Below are 22,480 nucleotides of genomic sequence, written 5' to 3'. Positions count from 1 at the left end.
TCCCCATGAGAATACGATGCCGATGACAAAGAAGCCCATCATAAAGATACCCATGAGGTAGCCTTTGATAGACTGTGGCATTTTCTGGGTAAAGACATCGACGATGATTTGTGAGCGTTCAACGAAAGCAGCAAAGGCGGCTAATAATGCAAATAGCATAAAGTAGGAAACGATCTCTACACTACCTTTGACGGTAAATCCAAACTCACCACCGGTGAGTTTGAATATGTAGCGTGCGCTAACGTCGAGCATAGTGGTAAGCACGATGATGATGAGACTAACACCGCCGATAAATTGACACAGCCGCGAGATAGTCGCGCTGGTTTTTGTTAGGATCATCATAACGCACCTACCAAAGCAAGAACGGCCAATGCAGCAGTATCAAAGTTACTAGGTGTATTAGATAGATCGGGCCGGACAGCCTCTATGGCTGACGCAGATAAATTAATCCTCATCATGGAGTCCTTTCTTGATGGTTAAATATATTGCTAATAGTAAAGTGTATTAAATAATAGCTGATTATGATCTTATCAATTTAGCCCCTGTTTTTTCTTGCAGTGCATCAAAACTTAGCCCCACGACCATGTCACGAACTACTAGCCCTTGATCTGTGACATCAAGCACTGCCAAATCAGTGTAAATTCTATTAACACACTGTTCTCCTGTGATCGGTAGTTTAAGGTTTTTGACAATTTTGGGCTCGCCATTTTTGCTAACGTGATCCATAATGACATAGACTTTTTTAGCCCCCACTGCCAAATCCATCGCACCACCTACTGCTGGAATGTCCTTAGGACGACCCAAAAACCAGTTGGCGATGTCACCATTTTCAGCCACTTCAAATGCACCAAGAACACATAGATCAATATGTCCGCCACGGATCATGGCAAAAGAGTCACCATGGTGAAAGTAACTACCGCCTTTGAGTAGCGTGATATATTGTTTGCCAGCATTGATCAGATCGCCATCTCTATCAGCTTCTTCAGGGGCTGGCCCCATGCCTAAAACACCATTCTCACTATGCAAAAAAATGTCTTTATCTTTTGGTAGGAAATCAGCGACTTTAGTAGGCTGTCCGATACCCAAATTGACATACATGCCTTCTTCAATGTCTTGAGCGACACGCTTCGCAATCTCATCAACTGAACGCGGAGTATAATTACTCATTATTTGTCTCCTTCAATACAGACAACTTGATGCACAAAGATACCTGGCGTAATGATGTGCTCAGGATCCAACGCACCCAATTCAACAACCTCACTCACTTGAGCGATAGTATGTTTCGATGCTGCCGCCATAACTGGACCAAAGTTACGAGCAGCTTTACGATAAGTTAGGTTCCCCCAACGATCGCCCTGAAAGGCTTTGATAAGGGCAAAATCTGCTTTAATTGGGTATTCTAATACGTAGTTTACGCCATCGATAGTTCGTGTCTCCTTGCCTTCAGCAAGCAGCGTACCATAAGCGGTCGGCGTATAAATCGCGCCAAGACCACTACCGCCAGCTTGCATACGAGCAGCCAACGTACCTTGTGGTACCACTTCGAGTTCAATTTTGCCTGAACGATAAAGATCATCGAAAATATATGAATCGTGCTGACGCGGAAACGAACAAATAATTTTGCGTACGCAGCCTGATTTTAGCAATAACGCCAAGCCTGTCTCGCCGTTGCCTGCATTGTTACTAACAATGGTTAAATCCTTGGCATTGCGTTCAATCAATGCGTCGATCAACTCGGCGGGCTGACCTGCCAAGCCAAAGCCTCCTATCAAGATGGTCGACCCATCATTGATATGATTCATGGCGTCGATGGCAGATTCTGTCACTTTGTTTAACATGGAATCATCCTATATAAAAAGTTGAGTCGCTAGATCTAAATAATTGAAACTCAGCTATTTACTCTAATGCTTCAAATGGTAGGCCAACATAATTCTCAGCAATGGTTGCTTTGCCAGCATCTGAATTAATAAAGTAATCAAACTCAGCTTGTTGTACACGGAAATCAAAACGTCCAGCGCTTTGAAAGCGATGTAATAGCATTGTCATCCACCATGAAAAACGGACGGCTTTCCAAGTGCGCGCTAGACAAATTTCTTGATAACGAGGAATGAGATCAATGCGATTGTCTTCATATATTTTTACGAACAAACGATAAGCCGTATCGACATCGCTAGCCGCAAGATTTAATCCTTTAGCACCCGTCGGTGGTACGATGTGCGCGGCGTCTCCCAACAAAAATACTTTGCCATACTGCATTGTCTCGCAGACATACGAGCGCAGCGGTGCAATACTCATCTCTATTGCAGGACCAGTTACCAGACGCTCTGCCATCTCTGGTGGAATACGGCGTTTGAGCTCTGCCCAAAACTTTTCTTCATTCCAGTTTTCAATCTTGTCTGTATCAGGTACTTGAATATAGTAGCGACTGCGAGTTTCAGAACGCATCGAACATAGCGCAAAGCCGCGCTCATGAGCACAGTACACCAACTCGTCGTTGACAGGCGGTGTGTCACTCATCAACCCAAGCCAACCAAACGGATAGACTTTTTCGTACTCTTCTAATTGATCAGATGGGATCGATTTGCGCGACACACCGTGAAACCCGTCACATCCAGCGATATAATCACAATCTAAATGAAACGACTCACCATGATGCTGATACGTCACATAAGGGCTATCTGACTCAATATCATGTAACTCAACATTATCTGCTTCATAGATAGTAGTACTACCAACTTTCTCACGCGCTTCCATCAGGTCACGAGTTACCTCAGTCTGACCATAAACAATGACATGCTTGCCACCACTATATTTTTCTATATCAATATGGTAATGCTCACCCTGAAAACTAAAATCTGTACCTGTATGGATTAGACCTTCTTTGTCCATACGTTCGCCCGCACCTGACTCGCGAATTAGGTTTACCGTACCTTGCTCTAGTACACCTGCGCGAATACGGCTTAAGACATACTCACCCGTTTGTCTCTCCAAAATAACATTGTCGATACCAGCTTTAGTCAGCAACTGACCAAGCAATAGTCCTGACGGACCTGCACCAATAATGGCTACTTTCGTTTTGTGTTTCATGAAATCCCTCTCATTTGTTATTTGGCAAATCCTAGTTTGCCTAAAAATATTAAATAGGAAATACTAACTATCAAACAACGCACTTAAACTGCACAACAATCTTTTAAAAATCAAAGAAAACTGTCTCGTTGTCACCTTGTAAATAAATATCAAAACGGTAGCGAGGCTTGTCTCCACCCTGCTCTTTTTTAGCAATTAATGTTTTACGGCGCTCCACTGAAGGCACACTGTTCAATATTGGACACTGCTCATTGGCTTCCTGCTCATCATCGAAATATGCTCTGGTTTGCAGGTGTAGGTTTATACCTCGTGCAAAAATGGCGATATTGACGTGCGGTGCCATGGGCTTACCATAAAAACCTACTTGTCCAGGTTTGACGGTATGGAAATGAAAATCCCCATCCAAGGCACAAGCACTACGACCAAACCCGCTAAACGGTTCTTTGTTATCAAAGTTGCTAATATAATTACCGTGGCTGTCTGCTTGCCATATCTCGATCAATGCATCATGGACCGCATCACCATTGCCATCGTATACATGACCCACCAATTCAATATGCTCTCCCTCAGCACCTTCTTTGGCCAAATCTTGCCAAATTTCATCTGAACGCGATTCAAAGCCTGCAATCTCTAATGCCAAACCGATATGGACAAACGGACCCGTTGTTTGAGATGCTGTTTCACGTAGCAGACCGCTATCATCTTGTAGTTTGTATTGGCTATACATGATCTACTCCTCAAAATAAGTTTGTAATGCGCCGCGCACCACAATATCAAAACGATATGCCAAACAATCCATTGGCTTGCTCTGAGACATGTCTAGACGTGCAATCATCGTTTCAACTGCCTCTGGATCCTTTAATACCTGTACGATTGGACATATCGGAATAAGGGGATCCCCTTCAAAATACATCTGAGTCACCAAACGTGTAGAAATTGACGGACCCATTACAGATACGTGAATGTGTGCAGGGCGCCATGTATTGACTCCATTTGGCCATGGGTAAGGGCCGGGACGCACGGTACGAAAACGGTATCGCCCTTTGGCATCTGTAACGCATCGTCCCACACCACCAAAGTTAGGATCTAGTGGTGCCAGATAGCCATCTCTTTTGTGACGGTATTTACCACCAGCATTTGCTTGCCACATCTCAACCAACGTATTGGGGACAGGCTTACCAAACTGATCGATTACTTGACCATGCATGATGATACGTTCACCGATGGGCAAACCTGCTTGCGTGCCTTCTGTCCGAAAGTTCATTAGTAAGTCGTTGTCATACTGACCAATCTCTAAGCCATCAAAAACAGGGCCACTACGCTCTGAATCGCTAGCTCTTTGGAGACTGACTAGGGCTTGGCGCGGTGATCTTGCTACTGTTGTTTTGTAGCCTGGCGTAAATGGCCCAGGCTGCCAAGACCGTTCACGCGGTAGAAAAGAAGGGTACTTATGGCTCATTACAGCTCTCCATTTTATTAAGCAGATTTATCTTTTAAAAGCATTTGATATCAGACGGTAGGATTGCCCCAGCCATTGTCCTTGGCCAAAGAAAAAGCATGATTGGCTGCTGGTACGCCAGCGTAGACCGATACATGCATCAGCACCTGACGTAACTGATCTTCATTAATACCTAGACGATGCGCGGTACGTAGATGTAAGCCAAGCTCACCATCACGCCCGAGTGCGGCCAATATCGCAGTGGTAATCATGCTTCGTTGCTGTACCGTGAGACTGTGATCGCCCCACAGCTCTCCCCAAGCATTACGCGTGATAAATTGTTGAAATGGACTGTCCAATGTGGTGGCATTTTGGGATGCTTTTTCAACATGGGCCTCTCCTAAAATGCGCTTACGCTGGACTAGGCCCTGCTCATAGCCAATACCCGTCTGTCCGACTGTCTTGCGAGCCGCATCTGACTGTATTAATTTGACCAATTGGCTCGTTGCTTCTATTGACGGTACATGGCCCACACCTTCAAAAGTTTCTAATTTTGCATCAGTAAACTCAGTTTTTATCTCCTCTAGTTTGGCAGGTGGTGTCGAGACATCTTCTCCCCCTGCCACCAAAACCACTTTATCTCTATAAGTTGTTAGCTTTTTGCGGTTGTCTACTTTAGCTATAGCTTCACAAAGTTTGGCGTAGCTCTCATCGCCATTGCGTGATAACTGTACTTGCCAGCCAAGCAGTGCATCAGGATTTTGCTTAATATACGCAGGGGCAAACCAGCGCGGGACAATTCCTTCAGCCATTTGAGCCAGGCCCAAACTACGAACGTTGGCAGCGCGTTCAGACCACGCCTCAGCTGTACCAATCACAGCACCTGTATTGGTGAGCCAAACCTGCTCTAAAGATTCTGGCGAAATTTGGCAGAGGCTTTGCCCGATCATGCCGCCAATCGAAGTACCAATGAAACTAAATCTTTCAATATCTAAAGCGTTCGCTAAGCTGAGCACATCATAAGCCAGTTGCTCTAGCGTCAAATCTGTACAAGCAGCGCCACTGCTGCCATGGCCTGGTAGGTCCCAACGTATGCAGCGATAATGACCATGTAGCTCATCACATACTTTGTCCCATACATTACGGCTCATACCTAACGGGTGCGCCATAAATAATGCTGGCAAGTAGGTTTCACCACTATCTTGGTAAGCAACGAGATGCGTGTCTGTTGTCAAAAATGCCATTATTGTTCTCCTACTCTTGAAACCACTAAAGCAATACCTTGTCCAACACCAATACACATTGTACAAAGTGCACGATCTTTTTTGGTACGTTGTAACTCATGAATAGCTGAAATCAAAATACGAGCGCCTGAAGCCCCTAGTGGATGACCCAGTGCAATAGAGCCACCTCTGGGATTAAGACGCGGATCACGGTCTTCTAGACCCATCTCTCTTGAACAAGCCAGTGCTTGAGCAGAAAAAGCCTCATTAAGCTCAATGATATCGATATCATCCAGACTAAGATTAAGACGCTTCAAGAGCTTTTGGGTGGCAGGCACAGGGCCAATACCCATAATGGTCGGAGGCACACCCGCCGTTGCCATGCCTTCTATTTTGGCAACAGGTGTTAGACCGTATTTTTTGACAGCTGCGGCGCTAGCGATCAACATCGCAGCAGCACCATCATTGATACCAGAAGCATTACCAGCAGTAATTGTCCCTCCTTCGTAGATAGGACGCAGCTTTTCTAGAGCAGTCATATCAGTATTCGGACGTGGATGCTCATCTGTATCGACGATTAGCGCTTCTTTTTTACGTCTCTCAATCGTAATAGGAGTGATTTCGGTCGCTAAAAGTCCATCATTTTGTGCCTGAGCGGCCTTTTGTTGTGACCACACTGCAAAAGAATCTTGGTCTTCACGAGAGATATTATATTTTTCCGCTAAATTTTCTGCGGTACGTGGCATCGCTTCTGTACCATACATAGCGTCCATTTTTTTATTAATAAAACGCCAGCCCATGGTCGTGTCTTGCAGCGTTTGACGACGATCATAGGCACCCTCAGGCTTACCCATTACAAATGGCGCTCGGGTCATAGACTCAACTCCACCTGCTAATGCTAGCTCCATCTCACCACTGACTATGGCACGAAAGGCCGTTCCTACTGCATCGAGGCCTGAGCCACATAGTCGATTGATGGTTGTCGCTGGTACTTTTTCTGATAGCCCTGATAACAAGCCACTCATGCGCGCAACGTTACGATTGTCTTCACCGCTTTGGTTAGCACAGCCTATAAAGCTGTCTTCAATCGCACTATGGTCAAAATCAGGAGCGTCTTCAAGCACTGCTTTGATCACTTGTGCCAGCAAATCATCAGGACGTATATCGGCCAATACGCCGCCATACCGACCTACTGCTGAACGTTTGGGGTGACAAATATATACTGGGGTCATGCTGCTTTCTCCCTAAAGGCAATATGGGCACATTGTCATTACGCTATACCCTCAAGATTCAATACTGATTGTTACCAATATTGTTCTATATAAGAATTATTGTTCGTATAATGAATTAAATTATACTTTTTATTGGCTTTTGTCAACAGAGTTTACTTGTTTTTCCAAAATAAAAAACCCACGCTAATTCGTGGGTTTTCATTTCTAAAAACTCTACTAATCTATGTAAATAAACTGACAAAATATCAGTAAGAACAAGTAGTTCATCTTATCCAGTTAGGATCAATCCGGCTCATCAACCGATAGTATGCTGGCCATTCAGGTAGCCTAACCTGGGCACCAGCTTGCGCGTCACCGCCCTCAAACTGCTCTCTGGTTTTAATCATTGCTTCATCACTAGCTTGGAGTAATTTACCACCAGAAGCCATCGCCTTTAACTGAACCTCACAGCCTTGTATAATTTGGTACATTCGCATGAACGCCCATGACACATCAGGGCCAGTGGTAATAACACCGTGGTTGTTAAGCATGAGCGTGTGATTGTCAGTACCAATTGACTCAACAAGTCGCTCTTGTTCTGTTGCATCTAATACAATGCCTTCAAAAGGGTGATAACCAATACGATCATGAAACATATACGCTTCCTGGAATAAAGGTATAAAACCACATTCCAAAGCACTAACTGCCTGTAAATCTGTATTGTGAGTGTGCATCACACAGTGAATATCAGGACGACCTTTATGGATGGCGGTATGAATGACGTTGCCCGCTTTATTGATTGGAAACGGTGAATCATCAAGCTTATTACCATCAAAATCTATTTTTACCAGATTTGAAGGGGTAATTTCACCATATAAAAGCCCGAATGCATTAATTAGTAAATGATCTGTACCCGGAATTCGATACGAGATATGGTTATAAACTTGTGTAGTCCAACCATAGTAGTCAACCATTCTATAGCATAATGCCAGCTCAATTCTCGCCTGCCACTCATCATCACTATAGCCAGGCGGCGTTACTATTGATTCAAAAATATCTTTCATTAAGCCATCCTCTTATTCTGGTTTTTCGCCCATGACGACTGCCCGATACATCTCTCTTCTATAGCCATCATAGTCATTAAACGCCTGATGCAAGCAGATTCGGTTATCCCACATGATAACCGTATTGTTATACCACTTAAGCCTGCAAACAAAAGACTCTTGAGTCGCAAAACTTGCTAAGAAATCCAGTAGAGGACGCGACTCTTCTTCTGTCATACCTTCGATACCGCAGGCATAGGTTTTGTCTACATACAGTGATTTTTCGCCTGATACAGGATGTGTTCTAACCAGCGGGTGATAAGATCCTTCAATCATTTTTTGTGTATCGACATCAAGCTCTAAACTGCCTAATTCACCAGACTTTCTTTTCTGTGACTGTTTTTCAGCTTGCATAGAACTCACAACGTGTTTAGCACTCATCCATACTTTAAGAGGGGCTATCATCTCTTTCATTGCTGGACTTAAGCTGTTGTATGCGAGTACAGAGTTTGCAAATAAGGTATCACCACCATATGGAGGCATATCTTTGCCATAGTTGATCGCGATTGCAGGCGGGCAGTCTAAAAAGGCGGAATCTGTGTGCCAGCCACTACCAAACACCATCTTTGTTTCGACAGTTGCTTCTTTGATGACCGGTTGGATGTTCTCATGCCCTTCTACACCTTTGGTGTAGGCGTCTGTTCCAAAATCACCAAATCTGAGCGTTATATTTTCGTGGTCCGTAAAAGTGATGTCTTGATCTCTAAAAAATATAAGCTTATGCCTATACAAGGCCGCTTCTATCTCAGCAAAAGCGTCGTCGCTCACATTGCTGAGATCTACGCCTTGTATTTCTGCTCCCATAGCCGCCGCTAAAGGAATAGCGGTAATATGCTTATAGTCTTTTGCACCATTGTCAAACAGTCCGGTTGGATGTGTAATACTCTTCATAATTTTAATCCTTTAAAATTTTTGTTGATTTTTATCAACTATCAAACATAAGACAAAAAGATATTTTTTAGAGATAATCCTTTGTCAATATTGACAGTCACGCTTAGGCGCAACGCTTACAGCCAATAAAAAGCTACATATTGAACAATCATTGTGACTGTCTACATGAGGCCTACCTACCATTGCCTAAGATTTACAGCCTGCACTAACCGTTTTTACCTTTTCGTAGATACCATCAGCATCTAAACCTAATGCTTTAACATCGCTCAGATATTTCTGCGTGCCTTGCAATAGAGGCCCTTTCCAATCAGGATCATTGAGCGGATCAGGGATATCAATCATGGTATGTCCAGCAGCACGCGCTTCTGCCATATACTGAGCATCTTCTCTATCTGTTACTTCACCTACCAAATCAGACATTACTCTACCTGAGTTGTCATCTAGGATTTTTTTGAGGTTGTCAGGCAAATTCTCATACTTACTTTTGTTCATAGTCACGAGCAATGCTGAATTATAGAAAGGTATGTTAGTGTGCGCTTTAGTTAATTCAACTAGTCTAAAGTCACCCGTTGGCTGCCAAGGAAAGCTGAGGCCATCAATCACGCCACGCTGTAATGAGGTGTAGATATCATTAGCTGGAAGACCCACTGGTGTGCCGCCAGTAGCTTCAATGATATCGCCTGCAATGGCTGATGGTCGACGAATACGCAAACCCTTCATATCAAAAGGAACACGAATAGGTTCACCAACCGTATGAATCGCAGCCGGTCCTGCGCCCATGAGAAATAACAAATGCGTGTCCTCATATTCACTGGCGATAGTGCCATCGTCGTAAAGTGTTTGTAGAATGCAGCCCATTTGGGTGGCAGAGTTTGAAAGGCCGGGAAGCTCAGCAATCTGCGTGAGTGGAAAACGACCAGCACTGTAGCCGTGTGCCTGAGAGCCGATATCAATAACGCCTTTAGCAGCAGAATCATACATCACGTCTGGCTTACTCAGCGTTGCTGATGGATAAATCTCAACCCTTAATTGGCCATTAGATTCCGTCTCAATTTTTTTTGCCCATGGCTCAAAAACTTCAATATGCATCGCAGAGGTTGCAGGCCAAAAGTGTGAGAACCTTAAAACGGTGGTTTCAATTTCAGAGCTTTGCTCATTTGATTGACCAGAACACCCTACCATGCCTAATGCCAAGGCTATCAGCACAGACATACCTCTCATTTTGACGTTATCTTTGATTTTCATTTGCATACTTCCTTGTATATAAATAGCAGCTGAGTCAGCTTAAATACGGTCAATGCCAGCTGCTCCACCATCCTTGGCACTGCAGTAGTGTTTTATGAGTCTATTAAAGACAACCTCTTCCTTTACAGTAAAAAAGGTAGATGGCAGCAAATAATTACCTCAATTTTTTTGATAAATATGATATCCTTTGTTCTTTATTAGAACTAATGTTCATATTATGAACTTGACTATACTGTCCTTTTACCATGCTGTCAATAATTTACCTTTTAGAAAATATAATTATTTTAATCCCAATTCTTGGCTGCCTAGTTTTGGTAAAAGACAAAAAAAAGGCTTCCAATGCAATTTTTTATAAAGCATTGGAAGCCTTTTTCATGATGACCATTCAATCGTGATTTTTATCTGCTCATAACGTTGTATAAACTTCAACAGGTAATAACATTTGGCTTGACTGACTAGATATAATACGTTTGGATTTTTTCAGCGCAATCACGCAATATGGGCAAAAACTCTTTGATAAGCATATCTTTTGACACGCGCATGGCATTAGTACTGATATTGATAGCGCCGATAAGTTCATTATTTGACTTATAAACAGGCAGTGCAAGGGATCGCAGACCAGTGTCAAGCTCTTGATCGACAACCACATATTGCTCGTCATGAGCGGCACTTAACATGTCTTTGAATTGTTTACGATCAGTGATACTAAAGGGTGTATGTGCGTTTAGCTCAATTTTTTCGACGTAATCTTCACGCTCATCTCCAGGCAGGTTGGCCAATATAGCACGGCCCATAGAAGTGTAAGCGACAGGCAGCCGAGTACCAATAGAGAGCGAAATGGATAGCAGACGATGCTTGGCAGCAGACCGTGCAATATAAACTACTTCGTCATCATCCAATACGGCAAAGGAACAAGATTCACCCGTTTTTTCAGTCACACGTTCGAGATAGAACTGCACGATGTCGTGATGATGCGCACTGCTTAGATAGCTAGACCCAATACTGAGCGTTTTGGGAGAGAGTTTAAATTGACGCTTGTCCTTATGAACATAGCCTAACGCATGCAACGTCAGTAGATAGCGCCGCGCCTTTGCTCTGTCCATATTGGTACATTCGGCGACTTCACTCAGCGTCATCGTTGAATGATTGTCATCAAACGCTCGCAGAACGCTTAAACCACCAGCAAGAGACGTCACGAAATCTGGACTATCAAAGGATATTTTCTTATCTTGTTTCATAGATATATTATTCATACTTACCAAAGTTAGGAATTCTAAATGAAAATCAATCGACTAATCAATCAGCCTTTTGTACATTCTGATATTGCCAATGCATTTTCTGACCAGGCTTTCACTCAAGCCATGTTAGATTTTGAGTTAGCCGTTCTAAAAGTGCGAGAGAAAAATCAGCTTATCCCAAAAAACATCTTTCAACAATCCCAGCAAGCGTTAGCCTTAGAATTATTTGATATTGACGCCATTGGAAAACAAACTTATTTGGGCGGTAATGCTGCTATTCCTTTTGTAACACAAGCAAAGTCTTTACTTCCAACCGATATAAAACCGTTTTTTCATCAAACATTGACCAGTCAGGATGTGATTGATACCGCGATGATGATGATGCTCAAACCTTCATTTAGACGCATTCATCAAGATTTGATTGAAGTATTAAAAGCTTGTGAGGTACTGATTCAAACACATCGTAAAACGCCGATGGCAGGCAGAACGCTGCTACAACAGGCGCTACCTATCACTTTTGGTACCAAAGTATCCCAATGGGCATCTTCATTGATAGCTATCATGCCTAAGTTAGCACAATTAGAGCAGTCAGGGTTTTACTTACAATGGGGTGGTCCTGTTGGCGTAAGTAATGAAGAAAACGAGCATCATAATCTACCGCAACAGTTAGCGGAGTCACTGGGCTTATCAGCTCCTCTACTCCCTTGGCACACCAATAGACAACCTATTCATGCTATTGCTTCTACATTAGATGCCTGTGCTGGGGCAATGGAAAATATCGTCGAGGACATCGCTTTGATGACTCAATCTGAGCTAGGTGAAGTTGCTGAACCGTCTATTGAGGGTATGGGTGGCTCCTCATCAATGCCACATAAGCGCAACCCTGTACTATGCGCTTTGATCAGAACTGCCACGTTACGGATGCATGGACATATGAGTGTAATTAGTAATAGCACTGCCCAGCCTTTTGAGCGCGCATTAGGACAGTGGCATGCTAGCTGGGTACCTTTAACTGAAGGCACAGCTTTGATAGCAGGTGCTGTATCGTATTTAAAAGTATTATTGCATGGACTGCAGGTCTACCCTGAGCGTATGGCGACCAACCTTGATTTAAATAGCGATGCTTATTTAATCAAAGGCCTAGAAAAATATTTTGAAGCAGACAAAGACAAAATCTACCCGTTAATTAATCAAGCGAGCCAACAAGCCCACGGTCAACATCAAGGATTTACAACTACCTTTTTGGCTTTGCTATCAGAGCAGTCTGTAGGTTTAAGCAATCATGATGAGCTTAAAACAGTTTTATCACCTTTGACCTACTGCGGTGCAGCGCAAAGACAATGTCAAACCGTATTACTAGCTATTGAAGATATCACTTCATAAATTTGGTTCTACAAGCAGTAAAGCAGATTGACAGAAAAGTAAAAACAAGGTATTTTTAATTCACTATACGAACAAGAGTTCTTATTTAGAACAGAATATCGAAAAAGGATTTTATGATGAGAAAAACGCTTCCCCTTAGTTTGACGTTAGCCGCTATGATTGGATTGACTGGTTGCTCGAAATCAAACGAAGCCGCAACGGCGAGTACCGAAGAAGTCACAACATTACGTTTTTCACATTTTTGGCCAGCAACAGCGGCCACTCATTCAGAAATTTTTGAGCCTTGGGCCAAAAAAGTCGAAGAAGAGTCTGAAGGCCGTATCAAAGTTGAAATATATCCTTCAGCAACTCTTAGTAAACCTGATGCCACTTACGATGCGACTGCCAAAGGTATCGTTGATATAGGCTCTCAGCTACAAGGCTATACCAATGGCCGCTTTCCATTGACCCAAGTGACAGAACTACCAGGGCTTTCTAATTCAGCGACTCAGATGAACTGTATGCTACAGACTCTGTATGATGATGGGGTGATATCGAGTGAATACGAAGACACTCATTTATTGTTTATGATGGGTACAGGTCCAGGCGGCATGCACACCGTTGATAAAGCCATTCGCACGCCAGATGACTTAAAAGGCTTACGTATGCGTCGCCCCTCTGCTATTGCAGGCGATATTATTGAAGCGGCAGGTGGCACGCCAGTTGGCTTACCTGCGACTGATATTTATACGTCACTGCAACGCGGTGTATTAGATGGATTAAGTCTGCCGTGGGATGCGACAGGGTCCTTTAGGTTGATAGAGCTAACCAACACCCACACTAATATTCCTTTTTATAGTTCCGCTATTATGGTAACTATGAATAAAGACAAATATAACAGCCTACCAGACGACCTCAGAAAAGTCATTGATAACAACTCAGGCATGCAGATGGCAGCAGCGGCAGGCAAAGTATTTGATGCAGAAGATGCAAAATATATGGCAGAAGCCAAAGCCAAGGGTGACACGATGATAGATATTCCAGATCCATTAAACGATCCAAAATGGAAAGGTCCGTTAGAAGCTGGTACTCAAAAGTACCTAAAAGATGTCACAGCGCTGAATTTAGACGCACAAACAGTGTATCAAAAGGCTAAAGAAGCCAGTGCTGCTTGTCAATCTTAATCGCTTAACATTATTTTCGTCGACATTGCTATTGTTAATAAAAACTAAAAATCATATGACTCTAGCATCTTTAACCAGTCACTCAGAGGAATCGTCATGATACAGACAACCCCTACTAGCTACACGGCAGCAGTGATTCGCCAAAAAGGTGGGCCATTCCAAATTGAGCAAGTCAAAACCGCTACTATACAAGATGACGAAGTGCTGGTACGTGTCGTAGCAACCGGAATGTGCCATACCGACATGATCGCTCGTGATCAGGTGTTCCCTGTTCCGCACCCAATAGTACTGGGGCATGAAGGCTCTGGTATTATTGAGTCTATCGGCAGTAAAGTAATAGACATCACTATTGGCGACCATGTTGTTATGACTTTTTTAAACTGCAATAAATGTGATTCTTGCCATGAAGGTCACCCTGCTTATTGCGAAAACTTTAATCAGTATAATTTTTCTGGTCAAAGAGTTGATGGTTCTCATGCCTTAATCGCAAGCAACGATACCGAACTGAACGATCGTTTCTTCGGTCAATCATCGTTTGGTCAATATGCTGTGGCAAATACGCGCAACGTTATCAAAGTTCGTAAAGATGCACCACTTGAACTACTGGGTCCTTTAGGCTGTGGTATTCAAACAGGTGCGGGTACCGTCATGAATGCACTCAAAGTAACAGCTGGTTCTAGCTTCGTTGCGTGGGGCGGCGGTGCCGTTGGGCTATCAGCAGTAATGGCAGCCGCAGCGATTGGTGCTACGACGATTATTGCAGTTGATATTGTGCCTTCACGATTGGAGCTAGCGCTGAAGATTGGAGCAACATATGTAATCAACAGCAAAGAAGAAGATGCTGTTGCACGTATTCAGGAGATTACGGGCGGCGGTGCACAATTTGCTATGGATTCAACTGGCATAGGGTCGCTTATCTCAAGCATGGTCACCGCATTATGCCCTCGCGGCATTGGCGCTATTGTTGGTGCCTCAAAGCCAGGTTCAACGGCAGATATTGATCTGACCGATTTTATGCAAAACTGCAAAAAATTAGTCGGCGTGGTTGAAGGTGATAGTGTGCCTATTGCATTGATTCCAACGCTAGTAGATCTTTATATGGCAGGAAAATTCCCCTTCAATAAACTCGTTAAATTCTACGATCTAAAAGATATTAATCAGGCCGCAGAGGATAGTGAAAAAGGCGTCACTCTTAAGCCTATCGTTAGAATGCAGTCAGATGATATTCTTACTACAAGTTGATGCAACAGATTAGATAATCTTTTTCTATGATTTAAACGCTTTTGCTTTGTAAAAATGTTATTCATGATGGTGAGACATATGTATTTGATATAGGACAAGGTACGGTAAAACGCGCTATTTAGGATTGAAAACTATAACTGCACCAGAAATAGCTGCATCTAACATAGTTTATTCATTATCGGATTGCTTAGATACTTGATTAAAAACCTATTCCCACACTAAATACTTATATTTTTGATTTGTTTCTCAGCGGCTGCATGTACAATCCAGAATGTCACTGCTTAGGTAATGGTGACTTTGCTATCGAGGAACTGAAAATCTAATTATGATGAATATATACACTTATCTGTAAATATTAAAGAAATAAAAAGCTTACCAACGATTCAGCATAGTCCAAAAAACCCATAAGCTATCAGCTTATGGGTAATCTTGATTTATTTTCAAAGGCTGCAAATATTGACATGGAGTCCGACTTGGATATCTAATCCCAGATATAACTTATGCATTGTCCTCTTTAATCATATCAGCTGCCTTTTCTGCTACCATAATTGTGGGTGCATTGGTATTACCAGCCATAACAAATGGGAAAATAGAGGCGTCTACCACACGCAAACTTTTAACACCTCGAACCTTTAACCGCGGTGTCACTACTGCCAAACCATCACTTCCCATTTTACAGGTGCCATTCTGATGATGGTAACTTACAACTGACGAACGCGCATACTCTGCAATTTGTTCATCTGTTTTAACATCTTCACCTGGATAGATTTCTCGACCACGCCATTCTTTTAAGGCTGGTTGGTTTGCAATATGACGCATTTGTTTAATCGAAGTCACTAATGTATCGACATCATATTGTGTATCAAGTACATTTGGATCGATATTCATCTTATCATCAGGATTAGAGCTGTTTAGTGTAATTCTACCGCGCGAGGTCGGTCTAACTCCTGCAGCTACTAGAGAGAATGCATTTTGAACGGAACTATCTTGATCAGGTGCATAATAAGGAACATGGAAAAAAAGTGGCTGCATATCGGCCCCGGGTAGAGCTGTCTGGGTTTTTGCAAACATATGAGCATGCAATACTTGAATTGACATATCACTTGGTGGTGGAACCTCCCTTTTCCCTTCATATATTACAGGGCTTAAATTATGATCGTGGAGGTTTTCACCTACACCGGGGCTATCGACAATCACATTAATACCAAGCCTTTCTAACTCTGATTTTGATCCAATGCCTGATAGCATCAAAATACGAGGAGATTCAATAGCACCGCCGCATACAATCACTTCTTTTTTAGCTTTAACTGTTTTGATAGTGCCTTCTTGACGATAGGTAACACCCGTTGCTACACCCTTTGTTGTATTTACTTTGTGGACACGTGAGTTAGTTATTAATGATAAATTAGGACGATTGAGCGCTGGACGTAAGAAAGCGACCGCGGTGGAATGCCTCTTCCCATCTTTCGTATTTAAATCAGTATAACTGACCCCTTCTTGTGTTTCCCCATTGCTGTCATCATTGAAGGGGATACCAGACTCTATAGCAGCATCAACTATTGCTTTCGTGACTGGATGAGGCGTGAAGTCTGCAGTAACATGAAGCAGCCCGTCACCGCCATGATAGACACTTGGACCACGTGAGTAATTTTCTGACTTTTTGAAATATGGTAGTACATCGTTATAAGACCACCCAGCACAACCCAAGTCATTTGCCCAATGATCATAATCAGATGCATTACCTCGCACATAAATCATGGCATTTAATGAAGATGACCCACCCACTGTTTTACCACGTGGCCAATTTAAGATACGATTGTGTGCATTTTTTTGCGGTATTGTTTTATAGTCCCAATCATATTCGGTACCCCATAGCTCAATTAAACGCATGGGTGTTGATATCATTTCACTGTTATCAGGACCTCCTGCTTCAATGATAAGTACCTGACTACCGTCTTCAGTTAGACGATTTGCAAGTACACAGCCTGCCGAACCTGCGCCAATAATCACATAATCGAATTCTTTACTATGGCTATCTATAGGATTAATACTTGCACCTATAGCACCCTTAGACAACATAAGTACACCTGAGGCAACTGCGGTGTATCCTAAAAAATTGCGACGTGAAATACCTTTTGACTTATTTTTAGTAGACATTAAAACTCCTTTTTATTGTCAGCTATATTCCTTTATTTTAGATGAGCCTATTTCAATTAAAATAACTAACCATCTTCAGATAACTGATTTTTCCTACTAACAACCATATAATCTGAGGCCTTTAGCATCTCTAAAGATAAGTACTCACTACCTGTTCTACTTCGGCCATATTTTTTGCATTTAACTAGCAGTCACTAGGGTGTATCATCAATTAGATTGTGAGGCTTAAAATTTAGCCATTTTTAGGCCACTAAACGTATTAATGTGCTAATTAATGACGCGCCCTAGATACTTATTAGGTAATAAACAGCTATGTAATAAATATCTATTAAGATTTAAAAACTTGCATGGTCTGTATAGAAGTAAACTCTTTAAGACCAGCTTCTCCAAACTCAACACCAAACCCCGAGTCTTTGACACCACCAAACGGGGCATCAGGTTGCACCATGGCATGATTATTGATCCACACAGTGCCACAGTCTAAACGTGAGCCGATACTCTGTGCTTTTTCGATGTCTGTTGACCAGACTGAACCGCCAAGTCCAACAGATAAGCGGTTGGCACTAACAATCGCCTCTTCGACATCGGTAAACTTAATAATGGGAAGAATCGGTCCAAACTGTTCTTCATCAACCAATCTTGCGCCATCATTGATATCATTCACCAACGTTATGGGATAAAAATAGCCAGTCTCGTCTACCACTTCCCCGCCACATAAGAAGTTTGCACCGCGTTCTTTGGCATCTTGAGCAAGGGCTTTGACGATATTTAATTGTGCCTCATTTTGCAGAGGTCCAAAGTCAGTGTCTTCATCTAGCCCATTACCTGTCTTCATGCTTTTGGCAATCGCGGTCAAGGCTGCACACAACTCATCGTGTACGGATTCATGCACATATAGTCGTTTTAGGGCAGCACACGTTTGGCCATTATTGATAAAAGAGGTCGCAAAAATCTTACCTGCGATGGCTTCAATATCAGCATCCGCCAGTACAATACCAGCGTCATTGCCACCTAGCTCAAGTGTCAAACGTTTTAAAGTCACGGCAGCGCTTTTCATAATGGCCTTGCCCGTTGGGGTTGAGCCTGTAAATACAATCTTTTGTATGTCCACGTGTGCAGACATCGCCGCACCAATATCACCTTTGGCAGTTACCACGTTCAACACACCTGCTGGCAAAATATCTTTAGCAATCTCACCAAAGCATAGTACGGTCAATGGAGTCATTTCAGATGGTTTCATGACGACGGTATTGCCAGTGAGCAAAGCAGGAATTATGTGCCAAATACCGATGAGTAATGGATAATTCCATGGGGTGATTGAGCCTACAACGCCCAGAGGCTTACGATGTAACTCTATCCGAGCCAAGTCATTGTCTTGAATGGTTTCTGGCTCTAACTCCATGCTAGCAGTGGCACGTATCCAAGCCAATGCACCACCCAACTCAAAGCCTGCACCCAAATCGGCAAAACCTTTAGTAGGTTTGCCTTGCTCTTTGGTCAGCATTGTCATAAGAACATCAACACGAGCTTCAACCGCATCAGCAAGCTGCATTAAGTAGTCACGGCGCTCTGCATAGGTGAGTGCTGACCAACTAGTAAACGCGGATCTAGCAGCTGCGACTGCTTCATCTAGTTGAGTCACACTGGCCTTTGGGCAGCAGGCAATAACAGATTTATCAGCAGGGTTGATGACATCGAAATAATCGGTAGTGGTAACGCTTTTACCGCCGATAATTAAATTAAATTCTTTCATTGTTTTCACTCTTATTCTCGTAAATATTATTTATAGGGCTAACTAAAAACACTTAAACTAGGCTATAGAGTCAAATTATTTACTGAGGATGTCTGTGCTTATAAATAATTAGCATGAGTGCAGCAATGGTATTGCTGCACTCATGGACTACTATTCCAAAATATTTATTTGCTCTCATCTTTACTTTGATTAAGATTTAACGAAGGGGTTTCATCAAAGAAATTCCACGGTTTAAGCAGAATATTCACCCATTCTGTCGGCATAATAGGCCATTCTTCAGCGCGGGCTATATGAGTAGTACCCGTGGTTAGCCACACCACCAAATCTTTATTATGAATATTTTCGTCATCTGCAACAAATGCGCCTAGTCCTGTATCTTTGTCCGAACGATTAGGATACGTACCTTCTGGATATAACTCATTCGTATTATATTTCGTTACCCAAATTTGCTTATCCATAAAGTTAAGACGTTTAAATAACCACTCATCATCTGCAAAGTTAGCACCTTTCGCAATGGGGTGCGTGGCACCTGCAAATGGGATCATCTGATAAGACACCGGATTACCCATACGATTCTCTTTACTGGCATTGCCAATTAAACGTACAGTAGTAGGGTCAAAATTTTCTTTCGCCTTAGTTTCTGTCAATACTGTCGTCTCACGAGTCTCCATTGCACTAGTACGTGGCCCACCTCGCACATTAGGTACAACTACTGGCTCTATACGTTTGATGTTATTGGTCTCGCCATCAACATCCATATCCAAGCGGAAATTGTAGATATGCTGATGCGTGGTGCCAACGATGTTATGGTCTATCAGTGTGCCATAACGTGTGTCTTCTTTAGCACTTGGATCATGCATGGTTTTTGCAATAACACCTTTGACCGCTTCGATACCAGTAGCGCCAGCATTGATACCAATGGTACCGTTTGGCTGAAATACCCAGTCAAAAATATAATCATAGTTACCGATTGTGCTAATCCAGCGCACGACCAATTCACGACGCTCAGTACTGACATTTTTTTGCCCCATTTCTTGATGCTTAAACTCAGGGCCTGCGTAACGTTCAAACACGGCGATGGCATTCGGAATGGTATAAGGATTGCCTTCGTAATCTGCAAGCTCAGCATCGAGGAGTACCGCGTTTTCTGGTGCGTCAACGTTTCTTTCTAGCGGAGAGGTTAAGGTGCCCATACCATATTCGCCAGAATCCAAATAAGATTTAAAGTACCACCCCATATCAGGGTCACCATAAGGGACAACCATGCCGCCTAAGTTGCCTTGATACATGATTTTACGGTCTACGCCTTTGTCATTAAAGGTAACAGTGCTGATCTGTAAACCGGTACGACTATCTAAACCAATATGAAACTTCCAATTATTCCATTCAATGTTTCGACCAGTGATGGTATAGTTTTTCCCTTCTGGTTCAATAATATTCAATGGTTTATTGGTCACAACCTTTTTATCGCGACCATCGATTGGACGCGGGGTCATAGGCACCGGAATAACACCGCCTTCTTCGATTTTAACAATTTTGTTCTTATCTAAATCAACCACTGCTACCAAATTTTCGATAGGATGTGCCCAGTAGTTGCCATCTCCAACATCTAGATAAGAAACAATTTTTAGAATTCTTTGTTGCTTGTCTAAAAGACCATCTTTTCCGCCAAAATAGCCGACCGTCAATGGTGTTCCAACCACTTTTGTCACGTCATCAACGCCCCGTTTTTTCAAAGCGGTTTTGTACTCTGGGCTAGTTTGAATAATGTCTTGGATTGCCATAAAATCATCTACTAATACCATGCCGAATGTATTTTCGAGCGTTTTCCAGCCAGTAAGTGATTTTGTGTTTAAATCCACCTCACCTTCAATGACCGTATTCCCCTTTAGAATTGTAAAGGTGACTACACGATCGCCAACATAAGGTTTTTTATCAATTACGTTACGCCACACGGCATCTTTGTCAGGTTGCTTTAGACGAATATCAGCAAACCTTAAGTTGGTTTCTTTTGGTTTTGCTTTACGAATAATAGCGGTTGCTTGGTTGATTTCAGTACTGCTCAAAGTATTGAGTGGATGCGGTGTGCTCTCTACTTTAAAGGTTTGATCTAAATTTGATTGCAGTATTTCATTGGCCAAGGTATCAGGCACTAAAGCTTGACCATTTTTCATGACCAGCGGGTTGGTGATTTTTAGGGATTTCCCATTAACCATGGCAGTAGAGCTACTGGGTTTGATTTGTACTCGTGTAGAGTTCTTGATGATGGTATACACATCAGCATAACTATCATAGGTGACCTCTGCACCTGCTGTGGACATTGCTTCCTCAATCGGAACCATGTGCACCTCTCCACCATGTGCTAGTGCCTGACCACTGTAAATAAAAGCTAAGCTGGCGACTAGCGCCGTTAAAGTAGACTTGAATGTGATATTTTGATGAGATTTGATGCGACTGTTGGCAGTAACATCTTCCTGGTGCTGGCGACTGAGTTGATAGCGTTTCATAAATAACATCCTTGTCATTGAGGGTAGAAAGAGATTGCGTTTTTGGTGTTCATTGTTACTTTAAACTTAAGGAGCTAATAACTTAAAAATTAAGTCAAAAGTTCATAAAAATGACAACATACAAAGTAGATATAGCAGTTTTGAATGTTATCGGCACACTCACATAATATTGGTAGAAAATTTTCGATGAAAATATCATCAGACTTATAAACTGGGATTATTGATGGCCTGTGTTATTAAAGTTCTGATTTGATATGATGTTGAGCATTAAATTGCTTATGTGTTAGCCGCTCGTCTGTATCCATGGTTAAAGGCTTAACTTCCTTTAAAGAGTGCAAACAACGTTTGGTAAGGTCTATATATTGCTGAGTACCATGCGCTTTCCAAGCCAACTCTTTTTCTTCAAGTTCTCTTATCACTTTTGTAGGGCTGCCTAATGCCATGACATTTGGTGGAATGACCATCTTCGCTTTGACGGTGCTATTAGCACCAATAATGCTGTTTTCACCTACTTCTGCTAAATCTAAAATGACACTATTCATTCCAACTAGTGCATTCTTTCTCACAATACAGCCGTGCAGAATGGCTGCATGTCCAATATGTCCATACTCTTCAACCACTACTACGTGGTTGGGAAAGCCATGTATAATGCAATTATCTTGGATATTGGCGTTTTTTTTGATACGAATACCACCGAAATCAGCACGTAATGAAGCGAACGGGCCGATATACACACCTGCTTCAATCATAACATCGCCAATGATCACAGCAGTTGGATGAACATAAGCATCTGGGCTAATAACCGGTATTACCCCGTCAATGGCATAGCAAGGCATAGT

Annotated in this window: 19 protein-coding genes; 3 read left to right on the top strand and 16 right to left on the bottom strand. The window is 42.5% G+C overall.

Annotation, left to right across the window (positions count from 1 at the left end; genetic code table 11):
* The 12 genes from ACT3QN_RS12535 to ACT3QN_RS12480 all read right to left on the bottom strand — a co-directional run.
* Positions 1-342 (bottom strand): TRAP transporter small permease (locus ACT3QN_RS12535; protein WP_444523722.1); only part of this gene is annotated, 342 nt, incomplete at its 3' end.
* Between the two features lie 177 nt (positions 343-519).
* Complete coding sequence (locus ACT3QN_RS12530) at positions 520-1,167, bottom strand: 3-oxoacid CoA-transferase subunit B (RefSeq protein ID WP_444520422.1); 648 nt, start codon at positions 1,165-1,167, stop codon at positions 520-522.
* A complete protein-coding gene (locus tag ACT3QN_RS12525; RefSeq protein WP_444523721.1) occupies positions 1,167-1,838 on the bottom strand; it encodes a 3-oxoacid CoA-transferase subunit A in 672 nt (223 codons plus the stop codon). The genes ACT3QN_RS12530 and ACT3QN_RS12525 overlap by 1 nt, the downstream gene beginning before the upstream one ends.
* A 58-nt stretch (positions 1,839-1,896) precedes the next feature.
* Positions 1,897-3,087 (bottom strand): 4-hydroxybenzoate 3-monooxygenase, encoded by a 1,191-nt coding sequence (pobA, locus tag ACT3QN_RS12520; RefSeq protein ID WP_444523720.1) that lies wholly within the window; start codon positions 3,085-3,087, stop codon positions 1,897-1,899.
* Positions 3,088-3,190: 103 nt separating this feature from the next.
* Positions 3,191-3,814, bottom strand: a complete 624-nt coding sequence (gene pcaG, locus ACT3QN_RS12515; RefSeq protein WP_444523719.1) for a protocatechuate 3,4-dioxygenase subunit alpha — start codon at positions 3,812-3,814, stop codon at positions 3,191-3,193.
* Positions 3,815-3,817: 3 nt separating this feature from the next.
* Entirely contained in the window at positions 3,818-4,546 is a 729-nt protein-coding gene (pcaH, locus tag ACT3QN_RS12510; protein WP_444523718.1) for a protocatechuate 3,4-dioxygenase subunit beta, read from the bottom strand.
* Between the two features lie 50 nt (positions 4,547-4,596).
* On the bottom strand, positions 4,597-5,769 hold the full coding sequence (locus ACT3QN_RS12505) for an alpha/beta fold hydrolase (RefSeq protein WP_444523717.1): 1,173 nt from the start codon (positions 5,767-5,769) through the stop codon (positions 4,597-4,599).
* Positions 5,769-6,980 carry a 3-oxoadipyl-CoA thiolase gene (gene pcaF, locus ACT3QN_RS12500; protein ID WP_444523716.1) on the bottom strand — a complete coding sequence of 404 codons (1,212 nt, stop codon included), beginning with the start codon at positions 6,978-6,980 and terminating at the stop codon, positions 5,769-5,771. The genes ACT3QN_RS12505 and pcaF overlap by 1 nt, the downstream gene beginning before the upstream one ends.
* 263 nt (positions 6,981-7,243) lie before the next feature.
* The gene (locus ACT3QN_RS12495) at positions 7,244-8,023 is read right to left on the bottom strand and encodes a class II aldolase/adducin family protein (RefSeq protein WP_444523715.1); all 780 of its coding nucleotides are present in this window, start codon (positions 8,021-8,023) and stop codon (positions 7,244-7,246) included.
* 12 nt (positions 8,024-8,035) lie between these two features.
* Positions 8,036-8,953, bottom strand: coding sequence for a TauD/TfdA dioxygenase family protein (locus ACT3QN_RS12490; RefSeq protein ID WP_444523714.1), 918 nt, complete (start codon positions 8,951-8,953; stop codon positions 8,036-8,038).
* 186 nt (positions 8,954-9,139) lie between these two features.
* Entirely contained in the window at positions 9,140-10,198 is a 1,059-nt protein-coding gene (locus tag ACT3QN_RS12485; protein ID WP_444523713.1) for a TRAP transporter substrate-binding protein, read from the bottom strand.
* A gap of 455 nt (positions 10,199-10,653) precedes the next feature.
* Entirely contained in the window at positions 10,654-11,451 is a 798-nt protein-coding gene (locus tag ACT3QN_RS12480; protein ID WP_444523712.1) for an IclR family transcriptional regulator domain-containing protein, read from the bottom strand.
* Positions 11,452-11,475: 24 nt separating this feature from the next.
* Here ACT3QN_RS12480 and ACT3QN_RS12475 point away from each other — a divergent pair, with 24 nt between their 5' ends.
* The 3 genes from ACT3QN_RS12475 to ACT3QN_RS12465 all read left to right on the top strand — a co-directional run bounded on the left by ACT3QN_RS12475 (position 11,476) and on the right by ACT3QN_RS12465 (position 15,224).
* The gene (locus tag ACT3QN_RS12475) at positions 11,476-12,819 is read left to right on the top strand and encodes a lyase family protein (protein ID WP_444520413.1); all 1,344 of its coding nucleotides are present in this window, start codon (positions 11,476-11,478) and stop codon (positions 12,817-12,819) included.
* A gap of 116 nt (positions 12,820-12,935) precedes the next feature.
* Positions 12,936-13,982: a TRAP transporter substrate-binding protein DctP gene (gene dctP, locus ACT3QN_RS12470; protein ID WP_444523723.1), complete on the top strand. Its 1,047-nt coding sequence runs from the start codon at positions 12,936-12,938 to the stop codon at positions 13,980-13,982.
* A gap of 96 nt (positions 13,983-14,078) precedes the next feature.
* The gene (locus ACT3QN_RS12465; protein ID WP_444523711.1) at positions 14,079-15,224 is read left to right on the top strand and encodes an NAD(P)-dependent alcohol dehydrogenase; all 1,146 of its coding nucleotides are present in this window, start codon (positions 14,079-14,081) and stop codon (positions 15,222-15,224) included.
* Positions 15,225-15,722: 498 nt separating this feature from the next.
* On the opposite strand, the gene ACT3QN_RS12460 is transcribed toward ACT3QN_RS12465, so the two are convergent.
* The 4 genes from ACT3QN_RS12460 to ACT3QN_RS12445 form a co-directional block, all read right to left on the bottom strand.
* Positions 15,723-17,303, bottom strand: a complete 1,581-nt coding sequence (locus tag ACT3QN_RS12460; RefSeq protein ID WP_444528347.1) for a GMC family oxidoreductase — start codon at positions 17,301-17,303, stop codon at positions 15,723-15,725.
* Between the two features lie 406 nt (positions 17,304-17,709).
* A complete protein-coding gene (locus ACT3QN_RS12455; protein WP_444523709.1) occupies positions 17,710-19,134 on the bottom strand; it encodes an aldehyde dehydrogenase family protein in 1,425 nt (474 codons plus the stop codon).
* Between the two features lie 164 nt (positions 19,135-19,298).
* Positions 19,299-21,641 (bottom strand): primary-amine oxidase, encoded by a 2,343-nt coding sequence (gene tynA / locus ACT3QN_RS12450; RefSeq protein ID WP_444523708.1) that lies wholly within the window; start codon positions 21,639-21,641, stop codon positions 19,299-19,301.
* Positions 21,642-21,877: 236 nt separating this feature from the next.
* Positions 21,878-22,477, bottom strand: a complete 600-nt coding sequence (locus ACT3QN_RS12445) for a gamma carbonic anhydrase family protein (RefSeq protein ID WP_444523707.1) — start codon at positions 22,475-22,477, stop codon at positions 21,878-21,880.
* Between the last annotated feature and the right edge of the window lie 3 nt (positions 22,478-22,480).

Origin of the sequence: Psychrobacter sp. AOP7-C1-14, assembly GCF_052376135.1 — a bacterium.
Taxonomy (GTDB): Bacteria; Pseudomonadota; Gammaproteobacteria; order Pseudomonadales; family Moraxellaceae; genus Psychrobacter.
This window is presented reverse-complemented; position numbering and strand designations above follow the sequence as displayed.

What these genes read in the sequence shown, in the direction of transcription:
- ACT3QN_RS12530 (WP_444520422.1), bottom strand. Translation starts at nt 1,167, where the DNA reads ATGAGTAATTATACTCCGCGTTCAGTTGATGAGATTGCGAAGCGTGTC.
- ACT3QN_RS12525 (WP_444523721.1), bottom strand. Translation starts at nt 1,838, where the DNA reads ATGTTAAACAAAGTGACAGAATCTGCCATCGACGCCATGAATCATATC.
- pobA (WP_444523720.1), bottom strand. Translation starts at nt 3,087, where the DNA reads ATGAAACACAAAACGAAAGTAGCCATTATTGGTGCAGGTCCGTCAGGA.
- pcaG (WP_444523719.1), bottom strand. Translation starts at nt 3,814, where the DNA reads ATGTATAGCCAATACAAACTACAAGATGATAGCGGTCTGCTACGTGAA.
- pcaH (WP_444523718.1), bottom strand. Translation starts at nt 4,546, where the DNA reads ATGAGCCATAAGTACCCTTCTTTTCTACCGCGTGAACGGTCTTGGCAG.
- ACT3QN_RS12505 (WP_444523717.1), bottom strand. Translation starts at nt 5,769, where the DNA reads ATGGCATTTTTGACAACAGACACGCATCTCGTTGCTTACCAAGATAGT.
- pcaF (WP_444523716.1), bottom strand. Translation starts at nt 6,980, where the DNA reads ATGACCCCAGTATATATTTGTCACCCCAAACGTTCAGCAGTAGGTCGG.
- ACT3QN_RS12495 (WP_444523715.1), bottom strand. Translation starts at nt 8,023, where the DNA reads ATGAAAGATATTTTTGAATCAATAGTAACGCCGCCTGGCTATAGTGAT.
- ACT3QN_RS12490 (WP_444523714.1), bottom strand. Translation starts at nt 8,953, where the DNA reads ATGAAGAGTATTACACATCCAACCGGACTGTTTGACAATGGTGCAAAA.
- ACT3QN_RS12485 (WP_444523713.1), bottom strand. Translation starts at nt 10,198, where the DNA reads ATGAAAATCAAAGATAACGTCAAAATGAGAGGTATGTCTGTGCTGATA.
- ACT3QN_RS12480 (WP_444523712.1), bottom strand. Translation starts at nt 11,451, where the DNA reads ATGAATAATATATCTATGAAACAAGATAAGAAAATATCCTTTGATAGT.
- ACT3QN_RS12475 (WP_444520413.1), top strand. Translation starts at nt 11,476, where the DNA reads ATGAAAATCAATCGACTAATCAATCAGCCTTTTGTACATTCTGATATT.
- dctP (WP_444523723.1), top strand. Translation starts at nt 12,936, where the DNA reads ATGAGAAAAACGCTTCCCCTTAGTTTGACGTTAGCCGCTATGATTGGA.
- ACT3QN_RS12465 (WP_444523711.1), top strand. Translation starts at nt 14,079, where the DNA reads ATGATACAGACAACCCCTACTAGCTACACGGCAGCAGTGATTCGCCAA.
- ACT3QN_RS12460 (WP_444528347.1), bottom strand. Translation starts at nt 17,303, where the DNA reads ATGTTGTCTAAGGGTGCTATAGGTGCAAGTATTAATCCTATAGATAGC.
- ACT3QN_RS12455 (WP_444523709.1), bottom strand. Translation starts at nt 19,134, where the DNA reads ATGAAAGAATTTAATTTAATTATCGGCGGTAAAAGCGTTACCACTACC.
- tynA (WP_444523708.1), bottom strand. Translation starts at nt 21,641, where the DNA reads ATGAAACGCTATCAACTCAGTCGCCAGCACCAGGAAGATGTTACTGCC.
- ACT3QN_RS12445 (WP_444523707.1), bottom strand. Translation starts at nt 22,477, where the DNA reads ATGCCTTGCTATGCCATTGACGGGGTAATACCGGTTATTAGCCCAGAT.